Origin of the sequence: Kitasatospora sp. NPDC051170 (assembly GCF_044455705.1) — a bacterium.
Lineage (GTDB): Bacteria > Actinomycetota > Actinomycetes > Streptomycetales > Streptomycetaceae > Kitasatospora.
In genome coordinates this window covers 118,803-135,563 of the sequence record NZ_JBITFA010000013.1, presented here as the reverse complement: position 1 = coordinate 135,563, position 16,761 = coordinate 118,803, and the positions used below count along the sequence as shown (strand labels likewise).

Annotated in this window: 13 protein-coding genes; 8 read left to right on the top strand and 5 right to left on the bottom strand. The window is 72.8% G+C overall.

All coding sequences use genetic code 11. The features are described from left to right. Positions 1-41: 41 nt before the first annotated feature. Complete coding sequence (locus ACIBCA_RS25980; protein WP_396285402.1) at positions 42-1,769, top strand: hydrogenase maturation protein; 1,728 nt, start codon at positions 42-44, stop codon at positions 1,767-1,769. A gap of 125 nt (positions 1,770-1,894) precedes the next feature. Here ACIBCA_RS25980 and ACIBCA_RS25975 read toward each other — a convergent pair whose 3' ends face one another. Beyond that, complete coding sequence (locus tag ACIBCA_RS25975; protein WP_396285401.1) at positions 1,895-2,725, bottom strand: MHYT domain-containing protein; 831 nt, start codon at positions 2,723-2,725, stop codon at positions 1,895-1,897. Positions 2,726-3,021: 296 nt separating this feature from the next. After that, a complete protein-coding gene (locus ACIBCA_RS25970) occupies positions 3,022-3,426 on the bottom strand; it encodes a VOC family protein (RefSeq protein WP_396285400.1) in 405 nt (134 codons plus the stop codon). Between the two features lie 124 nt (positions 3,427-3,550). On the opposite strand from ACIBCA_RS25970, the gene ACIBCA_RS25965 reads away from it, so the two are divergent. Both ACIBCA_RS25965 and ACIBCA_RS25960 read left to right on the top strand, forming a co-directional pair. Continuing rightward, positions 3,551-3,985: a MarR family winged helix-turn-helix transcriptional regulator gene (locus tag ACIBCA_RS25965; protein ID WP_396285399.1), complete on the top strand. Its 435-nt coding sequence runs from the start codon at positions 3,551-3,553 to the stop codon at positions 3,983-3,985. A gap of 417 nt (positions 3,986-4,402) precedes the next feature. Then, entirely contained in the window at positions 4,403-5,692 is a 1,290-nt protein-coding gene (locus tag ACIBCA_RS25960) for an MFS transporter (RefSeq protein ID WP_396285530.1), read from the top strand. Between the two features lie 140 nt (positions 5,693-5,832). Here the strand turns inward: ACIBCA_RS25960 and ACIBCA_RS25955 are convergent, their stop codons facing one another. Next, on the bottom strand, positions 5,833-6,351 hold the full coding sequence (locus tag ACIBCA_RS25955; RefSeq protein WP_396285398.1) for a GNAT family N-acetyltransferase: 519 nt from the start codon (positions 6,349-6,351) through the stop codon (positions 5,833-5,835). 46 nt (positions 6,352-6,397) lie between these two features. Between ACIBCA_RS25955 and thpR the strand changes: the two genes are divergently transcribed. Then, positions 6,398-7,066, top strand: a complete 669-nt coding sequence (gene thpR, locus ACIBCA_RS25950; protein ID WP_396285397.1) for an RNA 2',3'-cyclic phosphodiesterase — start codon at positions 6,398-6,400, stop codon at positions 7,064-7,066. A gap of 178 nt (positions 7,067-7,244) precedes the next feature. Here thpR and serC read toward each other — a convergent pair whose 3' ends face one another. Together serC and ACIBCA_RS25940 are read right to left on the bottom strand one after the other, a co-directional pair. Then, on the bottom strand, positions 7,245-8,363 hold the full coding sequence (gene serC, locus ACIBCA_RS25945; protein ID WP_396285396.1) for a phosphoserine transaminase: 1,119 nt from the start codon (positions 8,361-8,363) through the stop codon (positions 7,245-7,247). A gap of 163 nt (positions 8,364-8,526) precedes the next feature. Continuing rightward, positions 8,527-9,627 (bottom strand): citrate synthase 2, encoded by a 1,101-nt coding sequence (locus tag ACIBCA_RS25940; RefSeq protein ID WP_396285395.1) that lies wholly within the window; start codon positions 9,625-9,627, stop codon positions 8,527-8,529. Between the two features lie 418 nt (positions 9,628-10,045). Between ACIBCA_RS25940 and pdxH the strand changes: the two genes are divergently transcribed. The 4 genes from pdxH to fxsT all read left to right on the top strand — a co-directional run bounded on the left by pdxH (position 10,046) and on the right by fxsT (position 16,717). Next, complete coding sequence (gene pdxH / locus ACIBCA_RS25935) at positions 10,046-10,678, top strand: pyridoxamine 5'-phosphate oxidase (RefSeq protein WP_396285529.1); 633 nt, start codon at positions 10,046-10,048, stop codon at positions 10,676-10,678. Between the two features lie 130 nt (positions 10,679-10,808). Continuing rightward, positions 10,809-11,027, top strand: coding sequence for an FxSxx-COOH cyclophane-containing RiPP peptide (gene fxsA, locus ACIBCA_RS25930; protein WP_396285394.1), 219 nt, complete (start codon positions 10,809-10,811; stop codon positions 11,025-11,027). A gap of 253 nt (positions 11,028-11,280) precedes the next feature. After that, on the top strand, positions 11,281-12,717 hold the full coding sequence (locus tag ACIBCA_RS25925) for a TIR-like protein FxsC (protein WP_396285393.1): 1,437 nt from the start codon (positions 11,281-11,283) through the stop codon (positions 12,715-12,717). After that, on the top strand, positions 12,707-16,717 hold the full coding sequence (gene fxsT / locus ACIBCA_RS25920) for an FxSxx-COOH system tetratricopeptide repeat protein (protein WP_396285392.1): 4,011 nt from the start codon (positions 12,707-12,709) through the stop codon (positions 16,715-16,717). Before ACIBCA_RS25925 ends, fxsT begins: the two co-directional genes overlap by 11 nt. Positions 16,718-16,761: the final 44 nt, after the last annotated feature.

The window sequence follows — 16,761 nt, the reverse complement described above, 5'->3', positions numbered from 1 at the left end:
TTCATCGCCTGCGTGCGACCACGTTTCGCCCGGAGGTTTCCTTGCGCATTCTCCTGATCGCCAGCGCGTTCAACAGTCTGACCCAGCGCGTGCACACCGAGCTGCGTGAGCGCGGCCACGAGGTCGCCGTGCAACTCGCCCTCGGGGACGAGCGGATGAGGGCGGCGGTGGCCCGGACCGATCCCGAGCTGATCATCTGCCCGATGCTGACCAAGGCCGTCCCGGAGGACATCTGGTCCAGCCGGACCGTCCTGATCGTGCATCCCGGGCCGAAGGGCGACCGCGGGCCCTCCTCGCTCGACTGGGCGATCACCGAGGGCGCGGAGCGCTGGGGCGTCACCGTGCTCCAGGCCGTCGCGGAGATGGACGCCGGCGACATCTGGGCGTCCGTCGAGTTCCCCGTCCCGGCCTGCGGCAAGAGCGAGTTGTACCGCAACGAGGTCGCCGAGGCCGCCGTCGAGGCCGTCCTGCTGGCCGTCCAGCGGTTCCAGGGAGGCCTGTTCACCCCCGAACCGCTCGACTACGACCGCCCGGACGTGCAGGGCCGGCTGCGGCCGTTCCTCAAGCAGGACGTCCGCCGGATCGACTGGGCGGTGGACGACACCGCCACCGTCCTGCGCAAGTTGCGCGCCGCCGACTCCCAGCCCGGCGTGCTGGACGAGCTGTACGGGCGCGAGTACTTCCTGCACGGCGGCCACCCCGAGGACGAACTGCGCGGCCCGGAGCCCGGCGCCGTGCTCGCCACCCGGGACGGGGCGATCTGCCGCGCCACCGTGGACGGCGCGGTGTGGATCCCGCAGCTGCGCCCGCGCCGGACCCCCGGCGGGCCCGCCACCTTCAAGCTTCCGGCCGCGACGGTGCTGGCCGAGACGGCGCCGGCCGACGCGTGGGGCCGGATCCGCGAGGTGCGGGTGAGCCCGGCCTCGGCCGGCCGCCGGGACACCTGGTCGGAGCTGCGCTACCACGAGGAGGGCGAGGTCGGCTTCCTCGAATTCGCCTACGCGGGCGGGGCGATGGACACCGGGCAGTGCCGCCGGCTGCTGGCCGCCTACCGCGAGGCCGCCGACCGGCCCACCTCGGTGCTGGTGCTGGGCGCGCCCCGGGACTTCTACTCCAACGGCATCCACCTCAACGTCATCGAGGGCTCGGACTTCCCGGCGCTGGAGTCCTGGGAGAACATCAACGCGATGGACGACCTGGTCGAGGCGATCCTGACCACCGACGACAAGCTGACCGTCACCGCGCTGGCCGGGAACGCGGCGGCCGGCGGTCTGATGCTGGCCCTGGCCGCCGACGAGGTGTGGTGCCGGGAGTCGGCGGTGCTCAACCCGCACTACCGGCTGATGGGGCTGTACGGCTCCGAGTACTGGACGTACACCCTGCCGGCCCGGGTCGGCGCCGAGCAGGCGGAGCGGCTCACCACCGGGGCGCTGCCGGTCGGGGCCGAACACGCCCGCCGGATCGGCCTGGTGGACCGTACGGCCGGTGGGGACGCGGCGGAGTTCCGCCGCTGGACGGCCCGGGAGGCGGCCCTGCTGGCCGGCTCGCCGGAGATCACCGGGCGGCTGGTGGACAAGAAGCGCCGCCGTGCCGAGCACGAGCGGGAGAAGCCGCTGGCCGAGTACCGGGCGGAGGAACTGCGCCGGATGCACGCCAACTTCTACCGGGCGGGCGAGGCGTACCACGGGCTGCGGCGGGACTTCGTGCACAAGGTCTGCCCGACGGCCACGCCGGAGCACCTGACGGGGCTGCTGAGCCGGCCCGAGTGACGGCGGGGACCGAACGGGGCTGAACGGGGCTGAACGGGACTGGACGGGACTGGAAAGGACCGAACGGCGTCCGGCCGGGGTGGGGGACCCGGCCGGACGCCGTTCGGTCTTTCCGTCGTCCGGTCTCAGCTCCGGACGGTCCTGCGGCTGCTCATGCGGCTCCGCTGCGGGGGCACGCGCGGCGGCCGCGGGGGCAGCGGGGCCGCCGGGCCGGCCAGCACGGGCCGGGCGGAGGGTTTGCTCGGTGAGACGGCGAAGGCCAGGGAGCCGAGGAAGACGTAGCAGCCCAGCCCGACCGCGAGCGGGAAGATGAACTGCAGTGCCATCACGCCGCCCGCGGTGGAGTGCGAGAGGTCCAGCCGGACCGACAGCGCGGCCATCCCGGTGTAGTGCATGGCGCACACGGCCACGCCCATCACCGGTGCCGCGGCCAGCACGGCGGAGGTGCCCCGGATGTTCAGGGCGGCCCAGAGCGCGGCCGTCGCGGCGAACACCGCGATGCCGATCGACAGCCCCACGGTGAAGCGGTCGTAGCGGAGCAGGCCGGGCAGCACCATCGCTGCCATGCCCAGGTAGTGCATCGCCGCGACGCCGAGTCCGGTGGTCAACCCGCCGACCATGAGCGACAGGACGGGTTTGCCGCGCCAGTATCCGACCGTGAACAGCCCGATGCCCACCACGGCGACGGCGACCAGCAGGCTGAGGACGGTGAGCCCGGGCCGGTAGGTGATCTCGACGCCCCTGACGGAGAATCCGAGCATCGCGATGAAGTGCATGGACCAGATTCCGGCGCCGAGCGAGGTCGAGGCGAACATCAGCCAGCCGGCCCGGGTGCGGCCGCGCGAGACGAGTGCCCAGCGGGTCGCGCGCAGGGCGATGTAGGCGCCGAGACAGGCGACGAAGTACGAGACCGCCGGTGTCACCCAGCCGTGGTCCGCATGATGGATCTCACCCAACTGAGCTCCCTGGATGTGGGGTTCGAGGGCGCCAGGGCTCGGGCGGACGCCGGAAGGGCCGGGTCGCCGGGGAAGAGTGCGGGGATGGGCACGCAAAGGGGGTGCCACCGGGGGAGACCTGGCATGTGGTGCCCCTGACAACTGGGACAGTAACCACTGCCGGGCGGCGGCACAATGTCCGGGTTTTCGTGAAGTCGCAGGTCAGGAAGGACCTTTACGTCGCCTGCAAGATCTCGGCACCAAGCCCTGACAGTGCCTGCGCACGGCCTCCGGGCTCGTTCGATGGTCGGGTCCGGTCAGTCCAGGGGTGCGAGGCCGAAGGGGTGGCCCGCCGGGTCGATGAGGACCCTGAGGGTGCGGCCGTGCTGGAACGTCGGCTCGGTCGCGCCCAGGGCGAGGGCCCTGGCGGTGCTCTCCTCCAGGTCGTCGACGTAGAAGTCGAGGTGGAAGTGCTTGCCGCCGTCCGGCTCGGTCCACGGCTCGGGGCGGTATCCGGACACCCGGCCGAAGGCGAGGGGGCTGCCGCCCTCGGGGTTGTCGAGGATGGCGAAGTGGTCGTCCGCGTGCCGGGTCTCCCAGCCCAGGAGCTCGCCGTAGAACGCCGCGAGCGAGAGCGGGTCGGCGCAGTCGACGGTGACCATGGCGAGGCGGGCGAAGCCGGTGCCGTTGGGAGCGGGCTGTTCGGCGGCGAGGTCGGACATGGCTGGTCGGCCCTTCTGGGAGCGGGGGGCCTGTGGCCCCTGACCCCAATATGGCACCGGGGCGCGGGGCGGGCACGGCGGGAACGGATTTTATTTAGCGAGAGTAATGACGTAGTCTAAGGACATGCCCGAGATGTCCGAGCAGGACCTCGCAGCGATCTCACAGCTGCGGTCGTCCACGATGCGCCTGTCCCGACGGCTCAAACACCAGCGGGTGGAGGAGTCGTTGAGTCCTACCGAGATGGGGGTGCTGGGCACCCTCTCCCGGTGCGGGAAGGCGACGCCGGGTGAGCTCGCCCGGAAGGAGCACGTGCAGCCCCCCTCGATGACCAGGATCGTCGCGATGCTGGAGGAGAAGGGGCTGGTGCGGCGGGAGCCGCACCCCGAGGACCGCCGCCAGGTGGTCGTCAGCAGCACCGAGCAGGCCCAGGCGATCCTCGACGAGAGCCGCCGGCGCCGAAACGTCTGGCTCGCCGAGCTCGCCCAGGGGCTCGACGAGGAGGAGTGGGCCGTCCTCAGGCAGGCCGCGCCCGTGCTCTACAAGCTCGCCCACCTGTAGTTCACCCGTACCTCGCCCAGAGCTCGCCCGCGGCTCACCCGTAGCTCGCACATCCGTAGGCACACCGAACCCGGCAAGCCGCCGGGAGGAGAAGGAGCCCGCATCACCGCAGGACCGACCACCGACACCAGGAGCGCGACGGCCCCCGCCGGGGTCGTCGCGCCGCGAGGGGAGAACACCGTGACACCGCCGGTCGCAGCCAGCGCCGCCGCCCGTACCCGATTCGACGACACCATCACCACCGAGACCCCCGCGGCGGCCGCCGCGGACGCCGACGCCCAGGCACCCGCCCCCAGCGGACTGCCCGGCAACGGCGACGACGACCCCGACGAACGCACCGCGGCGGACCCCGCCGCTCAGGGCCGCACCCACGCGGCCTCGTCCCCTACAGGAGCCGGCTTCACCCGGCCCGGGGGGATGTTCTCCTCCCTGCGCGTTCGCAACTACCGCTACTACTTCGCCGGCCAGGTCGTGTCCAACACCGGCACCTGGATGCAGCGGATCGCCCAGGACTGGCTGGTGCTGAGCCTCACCGGCAGCCCGCTCGCGGTCGGCATCACCACCGCGATGCAGTTCCTGCCGATGCTGCTGCTCGGCCTCTTCGGCGGCGTGCTCGCCGACCGGATGCCCAAGCGCCGGCTGCTGATCCACACCCAGGCCGCGATGGGCCTGCTCGCCGCGGGCCTCGCCGTGCTGACCGTCGGCGGGATCGTGACCCCGTACTACGTGTACGGCTTCGCGCTGCTGCTCGGGCTCGTCACCGTCGTGGACAACCCGACCCGGCAGGCGTTCGTCTCCGAGATGGTCGGGCCCAAGGACCTCGCCAACGCCGTCAGCCTCAACGCCGCCAACTTCCAGACCGCGCGCCTGGTCGGCCCCGCCGTCGCGGGCCTGCTGATCGCCGCCGTCGGCAGCGGCTGGGCGTTCGCCGTCAACGCGCTCTCCTTCGTCGCCGTGATCGGCGGGCTGCTGGCGATGCGTGAGTCCGAGCTGCGCCCGACCGAGCCGATCGCCCGGGAGAAGGGGCAGCTGAGGGAGGGGCTGCGGTACGTGAAGGAGCGGCCCGAGCTGCTCTGGCCGATGGTGCTCGCCGGGTTCATCGGCACCTTCGGGTTCAACTTCCCGACGCTGCTGTCCGGCTTCGCGTACGACACCTTCAAGGTGGGCGCCGGGGAGTACGGCCTGCTGAACACCGCGATGGCCGTCGGCTCGCTGACCGGCGCGCTGCTCGCCGCCCGCAGGGGCGCGCCGAGACTGCGGCGGCTGGTCGGCGCGGCGCTGGGCTTCGGGGCGCTGGAGGTGGTCGCGGCCTTCGCGCCCGACTATTGGACCTTCGCGCTGCTGCTGATGCTGATCGGGGTGTTCGGGCTGAGCTTCAACACCTCCGTCAACTCCGCTCTGCAGCTGGCCACCGATCCCGAGATGCGCGGCCGGGTGATGGGCCTGCTGGTGCTGGTCTTCACCGGCGGCACGCCGATCGGCGCCCCGGTCGTCGGCTGGGTCACCGCCTCGTACGGGCCCCGGCTGGGCCTGCTCGCCTGCGGGCTGGTGTCCGCCCTGGCGGCGGGCGTGGTGGGCCTGGTGCTGGCCCGCAGTGCGGACCTGCGGGTGCGCTTCGACCTGCACCCGGGGCGCGGCGGGCGGGTGGTGGCCTTCGTGCCGCGCACCGCTCCGGCGGGCAAGGCGGGGCTGGCCGCCGCCTGCTGAGGTGGCGCCGGAAACGGCACTACGCCGGTAGTGGCACTACGGAAGTAGTGCCACTATCGGCGTAGTCATGGGCGGGTGGTGCCACTGCGGGCGCGGTGTCACTACGGAAGTAGTGGCACTACTTCCGTAGTGACGCGCCGTCAGAGGCGGATCTCCAGCAGCTGGCCCGGCCACATACCCGCGGGCTGCTCGACCTCGAAGCCCTCCAGTTCGGTGAAGCCGAGCGACCGGTACTGGCCGACCAGCTTGCGGTCGTTGCCCGCGTAGCAGTCCACCCGCAGCAGGTCGAGGTCGCGGCGGCGGGTCTCCTCGATCGCGTCGGCGATCAGGGCGGCGCCGATGCCGGAGCCCTTGCGGCTGCGGTCGGTGACCAGGAGCCGGACGTAGAGCTCGGGCTCCTTCGAGGCGGGGACGAGCCGGCCGCGGTCCTCGGCGAGGACGCAGCAGCCGACCGTACGGCCTTCCTCGTCCACCGCGAGGCGGACCAGGAAGGACTCCCCGGTGTACGAGGCGACCTGGTCGACCCGGGCCTGGCTGGAGCTGAAGGGCTGGTCGCCCCACTGGCCGGTGCGTTCCTGGGACGCCAGCCAGGAGACGGCGTCGTCGAGCAGGGACAGGATGTCGGGGACGTCCGCGGGCCCCCCGTTGCGGATCTTCATGGAAATCCGTTCTACCCCAAACGGGTGAGCGCGGGAAGATGGGCCCATGAGGTTGTTCGTGGCGGTGCTGCCGCCTGCGGAGGCGCTGGAGGGGCTCGCCGACGCCGTCGAGCCGGTGCGCGCGATGCCCGGGGCGGAGCGGCTGCGCTGGACAGCCCTGGAGGGCTGGCACCTGACGCTGGCCTTCCTCGGCGAGGTGGCGCCCGAGCGCGTGCCGGGGCTGGAGACGGCCCTGGCGGGCGTGGCGCGGGCCCGGCCGGTGCACCGGCTGAGGATCGCGGGCTCCGGGAGCTTCGGGGACACGGTGCTCTGGGCCGGGGTCGAGGGGCGGACCAGGGAGCTGCGAGGGCTCGCGGAGGCCGTCACGGACGCCGTCACCGGTGAGCTGCCCGGCCGGGCCGACCCGTACGCCTTCCACCCGCACCTGACCCTGGCCAGAGCCGGCTCCTCGCGCGGCCACCGCAGGGCCGTGCAGCGGGTGGCGGCGGCCGAGCTGGAGGGCCTGACGGCGGCGCTGGCGCCGTACCGGGGGCCGGAGTGGGAGGCGGGTGAGCTGCACCTGATGCGCAGCGACCTGGCCGGGGGCTTCGCGCACTACGCGTCGCTGCGCTCCTGGGCGCTGGCCGACTGGGGCCGGGCCGATCAGGAGTGGGGCGGTCAGGGCCGGGACGGTCAGGGCCGGGCCGACCGGGGGCGGGAGAGGGCCGACGGGTGAGCCGGAGGTACGCTCGTTGACCGTGGACCCCAAGACTCGAATGCGCATCGTCTCCGGCACCCTGGTGCTGCTGCTGGTCGTCGTGCTGATCAGCTCACTGGTCAACCGCTGACGCGAACGGCGTGAGGGCCGCCACCCGGGTGGGTGGCGGCCCTCACGCATGCCTCGTGGGCGTCGCTCAGAGCTGCTCGACCACGTAGTCGATGCAGTGGGTGAGCGCCTCGACGTCCGCCGGGTCGATGGCCGGGAACATCGCGACGCGCAGCTGGTTGCGGCCCAGCTTGCGGTAGGGCTCGGTGTCCACGATGCCGTTGGCGCGCAGCGCCTTGGCGACCGCGGCGGCGTCCACCGACTCGTCGAAGTCGATGGTGCCGACCACCTGGGAGCGTTCGGCCGGGTTCGCCACGAACGGGGTGGCGAAGGAGGACTTCTCGGCCCAGGCGTAGAGCCGGGAGGAGGAGTCGGCCGTGCGGGCGACGGCCCAGTCCAGGCCGCCGTTGCCGTTGATCCACTCGAGCTGGTCGGCCAGCAGGAAGAGGGTGGCGATCGACGGGGTGTTGTACGTCTGGTCCTTCGACGAGTTGTCGATGGCCGTCGGAAGCGAGAAGAACGGCGGGATGTACCGGCCGGAGGCGGCGATCTCGGCGGCGCGCTCCAGGGCGGCCGGGGAGAAGCTGGCCAGCCAGAGGCCGCCCTCGGAGGCGAAGGACTTCTGCGGGGCGAAGTAGTAGACGTCCGTCTCGGTGATGTCGACGGGCAGGCCGCCGGCGCCCGAGGTGGCGTCCACCAGGACGAGCGAGCCCTCGTCGGCGCCCGCGGGGCGCCTGATCGGCATCGCGACGCCGGTGGAGGTCTCGTTGTGGGTGAGCCCGTAGACGTCCACGCCGGCCTCGGCGACCGGCAGCGGGTGGGTGCCCGGGGCGGTCTTGATGACGGTCGGCTCGCCCAGCCAGGGGGCGGCCTTGACCGAGGAGGCGAACTTGGACGAGAACTCGCCGAAGTCCAGGTGCTGGGACTTCTCCCGCACCAGGCCGAAGGCGGCGATGTCCCAGAAGGCGGTGGAGCCGCCGTTGCCGAGGACGACCTCGTAGCCGTCCGGCAGGGAGAAGAGGCTGCTCACGCCCTCGCGTACGCGCTTGACCAGGTTCTTGACCGGGGCCTGGCGGTGCGAGGTGCCGAGCAGGGAGGCCTGGGTGGCGGCGAGGGCACTCAGTGCCTCGGGGCGCACCTTGGACGGTCCGCAGCCGAAACGGCCGTCTGCGGGCTTGATGTCAGCGGGGATCTGGATCTGAGCCACCCGCGCAGCCTACCGGCCGGGCCCTCGCGCGGGGAACGGTCGTCCGCCCGCTGAGACTGTGATCTTCCCTGGTCGGAGGCGTGCGCGCAGCGGGCCCGGCCGGGGCCGGACCCGCTGGTCAGAGGCGGTGCGAAGGTGTGTTCGCGGGCACGCCGAGGGGGGTTCAGCGGGCGATGGCGTCCCAGCCCTCGATCTCCTCGGGGCGGCGCGGGCCGGGGCCGATGTAGCGCGCGGCGGGGCGCACGAGCCGGCCCGTGCGCTTCTGCTCCAGGATGTGCGCCGACCAGCCGGCGGTGCGCGCGCAGGTGAACATCGAGGTGAACATGTGCGCGGGGACCTCGGCGAAGTCCAGCATGATCGCGGCCCAGAACTCGACGTTGGTGGCGAGCACCCGGTCGGGGCGGCGGTTGTGCAGCTCCTCCAGGGCGGCCTTCTCCAGCGCCTCGGCGACCTCGAAGCGCGGCGCGCCGAGCTCCTTGGCGGTGCGGCGCAGCACGCGGGCGCGCGGGTCCTCGGCGCGGTAGACGCGGTGGCCGAAGCCCATCAGGCGCTCGCCCTTGTCCAGGGCGTTCTTGACCCAGGCGGAGGCGTCGCCGGTGCGCTCGATCTCCTCGATCATGCCGAGGACGCGGGAGGGGGCGCCGCCGTGCAGCGGGCCGGACATGGCGCCGACGGCGCCGGAGAGCGCGGCGGCCACGTCGGCGCCGGTGGAGGCGATGACGCGGGCGGTGAAGGTGGAGGCGTTCATGCCGTGCTCGGCGGCGGAGGTCCAGTAGGCGTCGATGGCCTTGACGTGCTTGGGGTCGGGCTCGCCCCGCCAGCGGATCATGAAGCGCTCGACGACCGTCTCGGCCTTGTCGATCTCGCTCTGCGGGACCATCGGCAGGCCCTGGCCGCGGGCGGACTGGGCGACGTAGGACAGTGCCATGACGGCGGCGCGGGCGAGGTCGTCGCGGGCCTGGTCGGCGTCGATGTCGAGCAGCGGCTTGAGGCCCCAGACGGGGGCGAGCATGGCGAGCGCGGACTGCACGTCGACGCGGATGTCGCCGGAGTGCACGGGGATGGGGAAGGGTTCGGCGGCCGGGAGGCCGGGGTTGAACTTGCCGTCGACCAGCAGGCCCCAGACGTGGCCGAAGGAGACGTTGCCGACCAGGTCGTCGATGTCGACACCGCGGTACCGCAGGGCGCCGCCTTCCCTGTCGGGCTCGGCGATCTCGCTCTCGAACGCGACGACTCCCTCAAGCCCGGGTACGAAATCGGACATGCGACGGCTCCTTCAGTTCTGCGATCGGCGTTCCGCCGTGGTGGGGCGGTCCGCCAGTGACCGAATGGTGGTTGGCACTCCGTGCCAGAGTGGCAGGCACGGGGTGCATTGCGCCATACACCACGGTGGTGATGTTCCCCTGGGGCCCGATTGACTTTTTCGCCGTGGGACCGGTGGTGCCCGAGGGAGGGCCGGAACCAATCCTCTGATTCCGGACGATTCCCCGCACAGCGGGCGGCCGAACGGTGGCGGGACACCTTATCTCCCACGGGGGTTTGTCCGTAGGTAGCGGTGTCGGCCGCTTGTCGTACGGGATGATGTTGCCGTGCAGACCCCGGAACGCGCCCAGTCGACGCCCCCGAGCCCCGCCCCCCGGACCACGGCCGGTGAGGCCCGCCCCGGGCCGGACCTCACCGTGATGCGCAAGCACTACACGCACGAGGGCCTGGTCGAGGGGCAGCTCGCGCCCGAGCCGATCGCCCAGTTCACCCGTTGGTTCCTGGAGGCGGCCGACGCGGGGGTGGAGGAGGCCAACGCCATGGTGCTCTCCACCGCCGACGCCGAGGGGCGGCCCAGCTCGCGCACCGTCCTGCTCAAGGGGTACGACGCGCGCGGCTTCGTGTTCTTCACCAACTACGGCTCCCGCAAGGGCTCCGAGATCTCCGCCAACCCGCACGCCGCCCTGCTCTTCCCGTGGATCGTGCTCGCCCGCCAGGTCATCGTCCAGGGCAGGGTCGAGAAGGTCGGCCGGGACGAGACGGCCGCGTACTTCCGCACCCGCCCGCACGGCTCCCAGCTCGGCGCCTGGGCCAGCGAGCAGTCCAGCCCCGTCGGCGGCCGGGAGGAGCTGGAGCGGCGCTACGCGGAGCTGGAGCGCCGCTACCCGGAGGGCGAGGGCGTGCCCGTACCGCCCTTCTGGGGCGGGTACCGGGTGGTTCCGGCCAGCGTCGAGTTCTGGCAGGGGCGGGAGAACCGGCTCCACGACCGGCTCCGCTACGTCGCCGATCCGGCGGCCCCGGGCGGCTGGCGGGTGGAGCGGCTCTGCCCGTAGTCTCGGGCGCGGCGGTCTCGATAACTGATGGCCCGTCACCGTGCGGGTGTAGTATCCGCCTGCGGACCCCGGTGGTTTCCTTTTCACCGATCGGTGACCCGCAGCGCTGACACGATCGAGTGAGGGACTGATGGGCGTCACCGGTGCCGATACCGTTGGACTCTGCTCCGACCTGGTCGACGTAGCCGCCCTGCCGCTCGACGAACTCGACGCCCTTCCCGACACCGTCCTCGGCGAGCTGCTGCGCCGGGTCGTCGCGGACGCCCTGACACCCGGCGCCGAGCCGCTGGCCGCGTTCCAGTCGGCGCTCGACCACGCGGTGCTCGACCACGCGGCGCTCGACCACTGACGCCCGCCCCTTCGGCACTCCGCGCTCCAGGGCGCGCTCCCGTGCGCCGGGAGCGCTCCGGAGTGCGGGCGCGCGCCTGACCCCCGGTTAAACCACCGAACGCAGGGGAATCCGCCAACTTCCCTGCAGTACTGGTGGAGTTCACGACATGCTGGGTAAGAAACCAGCACCGTGAAACCAGCGCCGTGTAACCAGCGCCGTCGCGGCACCGTCGGACTCGGGGGAACAGGTGATGGAGCGGGATCAGCGGCACATGTCGGAACCGGCGGACCAGAGGGACCAACGGCCGTACTTCTTCTTCAGCTACGCGCGTCGGGACTTCGAGGCCGAGGACGCCTTCGTCGACCAGTTCTTCAACGACCTGCGCGACGAGCTCGGCCGCGCCCAGCCGGCCGCCCGGGCCGAGGAGCTCGCCTACCGCGACACCGAACGGCTGTTCGTCGGCGACGACTGGGCCCAGGAGCTGGCCCGGATGCTCGGGCGCTGCCGCACCCTGGTCGCGCTCTACTCGCCCGCCTACTTCGCCAGCCTCTACTGCGGCAAGGAGTGGACGGCCTTCCGCGGCCGGGTGCGCCGCCACCACGAGCAGCACGGCGAGCACGTGCCCGCCCTGATCCCGGTGCTCTGGGAGCCCGTCGCGCCCGGCGAGCTGCACGAGGAGGTCACCAAGATCCAGTGGGCCCAGCCGGACATGGGCGAGGCGTACGCCCGGCACGGGCTGCGCGCCCTGCTGCGCACCGACCCCAGCGGCGAGGCCTACCGCATGGTCGTACGGGTCGTCGCCGGGCGGATCAAGGGCGCCGCCGAGCGCCGCCTCGGCGAGCTGAAGGAGTTCGACCTCGGCGCCGTGCGCGGCTACTTCCCCGCGCCCCCGCCGCCCACCGCGCCCGCCCTGGAGCCCTCCGACAGCCCCGGCATGGTGCGGCTGTTCATCGCCGCCGGCCGGGCCTCCGAGGCCGCCCCCGGCAACGGCGCCCACCACGGCCCCCGGCCCTGGGACTGGGCGCCCTACCACCCGCCGACGCGCCCCTCGCTCGCCGCCCGCGCCCAGCAGGTGATCACCGCGGCCGGGCACACCACCACCCTGGAGGAGATCGGCGTCGGCCTCGGCGCCAAGCTCGACCAGGCCCGCGAGGACAGCCAGGTCAGCGTGCTGCTGGTGGACCCGTGGGTGGCCGCCGGCGAGCGCTATCGCGAGGCGCTGCGCGAGTACGACGACCAGAACCACCCCGTCACCGGCGTGCTCGTGCCCAGCGGCGACCACGACCCCGTCGAAGGCCCGACACGCGAGGCCCTGTGGATCGGGGTGCGCGGCGTCTTCCGCCGCAACTGGCTGCGCCGCAGCGACCCCGAGCACCTCTTCCGCGTCCAGGTGAAACGGGAGAGCTTCGACCGCGACCTCGACATCATGGTGACCGTCGCCCAGAACAAGCTCATGGACGACAACTTCGACTGGGACGACGGCGACTCCTTCGGCTTCGGCCCCGGCGGCCCCGACATGCCCGGGCTGACCATCCCCTCCGGGCCCCGACCCGGCGCTCCCGGCCCGCGCCCGGGCCCCTTCGCACGGCTCACCCCCGACCGGGGCCAGGGCCCCGACCCGGCCCACCCACCCGTCCTGCCCGGCCAGCGCCGGCCCCGACAGGACGACGGCGTCCCGCTGAACGGAGACCACGGCGATGACCACTGAGCCCGACGCACGGCCGGAGCGCGGACCGGGATCGGTCGTCACGTTCTACTCCTTCAAGGGCGGCACCGGCCGCACCATGGCCCTCGCCAACGTTGGCTGGATCCTCGCCAGCCGCGGCCTGCGCGTCCTCGTCGTCGACTGGGACCTGGAGGCGCCCGGCCTCCACCGCTACTACCACCCGCTGCTCGTCGACCCCGAACTGCACTCCACGGACGGCCTGATCGACCTGCTGCGCTCCTACGTCAAGCAGGCGCTGCCCACCGCCTCCGGCCCGACGGGCCTCTCCCCGGCCGAGTGGCTGGACGTGCCCGGGCGCCTGGACGACTACATCTGCGGGCTCGCCCTCGACCTGCCGCCCGGCGGCCGGCTCGACTTCCTGCCCGCCGGGCGCCAGAACGCCGCCTACGCCGCCGCCGTCACCAGCTTCAACTGGCGCAGCTTCTACCACGGCCGCGACATCCGGGGCGGGGAGTTCCTGCGCGAACTGCGCGAACGCTGGGCCCGCAACTACGACTACGTGCTCATCGACAGCCGCACCGGTGTCAGCGACACCTCCGGCATCTGTACCGTCCTGATGCCCGACACCGTCGTCGACTGCTTCACCTTCAGCGCCCAGAACATCCGCGGCGGCGTCGCCGCGGCCCACACCATCGCCGACACCGAGGAACGGGCCATCCGCGTGATGCCCGTGCCCATGCGCGTGGAGGACGCCGAACAGGAACGCCTCGAAGCCGGACGGGACTTCGCCCGCGAAGCCTTCGCGCCCTACCTCGGCCGCTGGCTCGGCGGCGAGCGCCGGGCCGCCTACTGGGCCGACGTCGAGGTGCCGTACAAGCCGTTCTACGCCTACGAGGAGGTGCCGGCCACCGTCGCCGACCGGCCGCAGGAGGCCCGCAGCCTCCTCAACGCCTTCGAGCGGCTGGCCGGCTGGATCACCGACGGGCGGGTGCGCAACCTGCGCCCGCTCGGCGGCGAGACCAGGCGGCGGCTCTACGGCGCCTACCTGCGCTCCGCCCGCGCCGTGCCCCGGCAGGTCTTCGTCAGCTACGCGCCCGAGAACCGGATGTGGGCCGAATGGGCGGCCGCCACCCTCACCCGCTTCGGCTACCAGACCTCCCTGCACAACGCCGCCGACCCGTACGCCGGCCCCAGGCCCCCCGAGGTCGCCGGGCCGGCCGGGGGCCAGGGGCGCCTCCTCGCCCTGATCTCGCCCGAGTACACCGCGCTGCCCCGCGCCGCCGAGGTCTGGCAGCACCTGTACGGCGGAGAACTGTCCACCGGCGCGCCGACGTTGGTCGCACTCAGGCTCCAGGACTCCGACGACCCGGTGCCCCGCCCCTTCGCCGGCCACGTCGTGCCCGACCTCACCCGCTCCGCCGCCGTGCACGCCGAGGCGCAGCTGTACCACGAGTTCGGCCAGGCCCCCGGCACCAACCGGGTCGCGGACGGCGACAGCGGCGAGTTCCTCGCCCCCGCCCGCTTCCCCGGCGACGCGCCGAAGGTGCTCGAAGTCCGGTCCCGCAACGCCTCGTTCATAGGGCGCGGCCGGCTGCTGGAACTGCTGCGCAACCGCTTCACCGGCGGCCCCGCCGCCGTCCGCAGCCAGGTCCTGTACGGCCTCGGCGGCGCCGGGAAGTCGGAGATCGCCGGCGAGTACGCCCACCGCTTCAAGGCCGCGTACGACGTGGTGTGGTGGGTGCCCGCCGAGGACCCGGCGAACATCCCCGCCGAACTCGCCAAGCTGGCACCGAGGTTGGGCGTGCCCGGCAGCGACGACGTCGCCCACACCGCCGCCGCCGTGCTCGACGCGCTGCGGCGCGGCCAGCCCCACTCCCGCTGGCTGCTGGTGTTCGACAACGCCAGCACGCCCGAGGAACTCGCGCCCTGGCTGCCCGCCGGGGCCAGCGGCGGCCACGTGCTGATCACCTCCCGCAACCAGGGCTGGTCCAAGCACGCCGGGCTCGTCGAGGTCGACGTGTTCCTGCGCGAGGAGAGCGTGCGGCTGCTGCGCCGCTTCAACCACGGCCTCAGCGCCGAGGACGCCGAACAGATCGCCTCCCGGCTCGGCGACCTGCCGCTGGCCGTCGGCCAGGCCGCCGTCTGGCTCCAGGAGACGCCGATGCGCATCGCCGACTACCTCGGCGAACTCGACCGCGCCCTCACCGAGATGCTGGAGCGCACCGCGCTGCACGCCGCCGACTACCCGCACTCCGCCGCCGCCACGCTGCGCATCTCCGTCGAGGAGCTGCGCAGGATGAACGCCCCGGCCGCCCAGATCCTGGAGATCTGCGCCTTCCTCGGCCCCGACGCCATCCCGATGCGGCTGCTCTACAGCCGGGCCGTCGTCCGCGCCCTCAAGCTGCCGCCCAGGGCCCCGCGCGACAAGCTCGCCATCGGCGAGTTCCTGCGCGCCATCAACCGGTTCGGGCTCGCCCGCACCGACCAGGGCAGCGAGACGATCACCGTGCACCGGCTCGTCCAGGCCGTGCTGCGCGACCAGGTCGGCGACGACCGGCAGGCCGAACTGCGCGAGGTCGTCCACGCCGCGCTGGCCGCCGCCAACCCCGGCGACCCGGACGTGCCGACCTACTGGGCCGAGTACTCCGAACTCCTGCCGCACCTGTGGCCCTCCGGCGCCGTGGACAGCGCCGACGAGGACGTCCGGCAGTGGATCATCGACTCCGTCCGCTACCAGTGGAAGCGCAGCCTCCACGAGGCCGGACGCGAACTCGCCGAGCGCACCCTGCGGCACTGGCGCCAGGACGGCTACGGCGGGCCGGGCTTCGACGTCGACAACGACGCCCAGACCCTGATGCTGCGCACCCAGCTCAGCAACATCCGCCGCTCCCAGGGGGCGTTGCAGGAGGCGTACGAGATGGACCGGGACATCCTGGAGCGCTTCACCGAGACCCTGGGCTCGGAGCACTCGCACACCCTCGCCGTCGCCAACAGCCTCGGCGCCGACCTGCGCTTCCTCGGCCGCTACGACGAGGCCCGCGCGCTCGACCGGCGCACCCTGGACGCCGCCCGGCGCACCCTGGGCCCCGACCACCCGCGCACCCTGATGATCACCAACAACCTGGCCGTCTCCGACTACCTCGCCGGGGACCGCCGGGCCGCCCTGGAGCGCCACCGCAGCAACTACCTCCAGCAGCGCGACGCCCTCGGCGCGCAGAGCCTGTACGCGCTCTCCTCCGCCTCCAACTACGCCCGCGACCTGCGCGAGACCGGGCGGCTGCGCGAGGCGCTGGACCTGCTCGAGGAGACGGTGCGCACCTACCAGCAGACCATCGGCGACAACCACACCGACACCCTGCGCGCCCGCAAGAACCTCGCCGTCGCCCTGCGCCGGGACGGCCGCTACCACGAGGCGCTGGAGATCGACGAGGACATCTACCGGCGCTACCTCGACATCAACGGCCCCGAACACCCCGACACCCTGGCCGCCGCCACCAACCTCGCCAGCGACTTCAACGCGCTCGGCGACACCGACCGGGCCATCCCGCTCGCCGAACGCGCCCTCGCCCGCTACCGCGACTACCTCGGCGAGGACCACCCGGTGACGCTGGCCGGCGCCAACAACCTCTCCGTCTACCTGCGCCTGGCGGGGCGGCTGGAGGAGGCCAGGGACCTCTCCCGGCGCACGCTCGCCCAGTTCCGCACCGTGCTCGGGGAACACCACCTGTACATCCCGATCGCGATGATGAACCACGCCAACGACCTCGCCGTCACCGGCGAGCAGCAGGCCGCGCTGGCCCTGGAGACGGAGGCGGCGCCGATGATGGTCGAGGCGCTCGGCTCCGACCACTACGACTCCATCGGCATCAAGTCCAACCTCGCGCTCTCCCTCGCCGCGGTCGGCGACGCGGACCGGGCCGCCGAGCTGCGGGCGGACTGCATCCGGCGGGCGAGGGCCACCCTCGGGGACGAGCACCCGACGACGAAGGCGGTCAAGGCGGGGACCAGGCTCGACTCCGACGTGGAGCCCCCGCACGTGTGACGGACGGTGACGGATGGTCAGCAGGGACTCCCGGAGGCGACTAG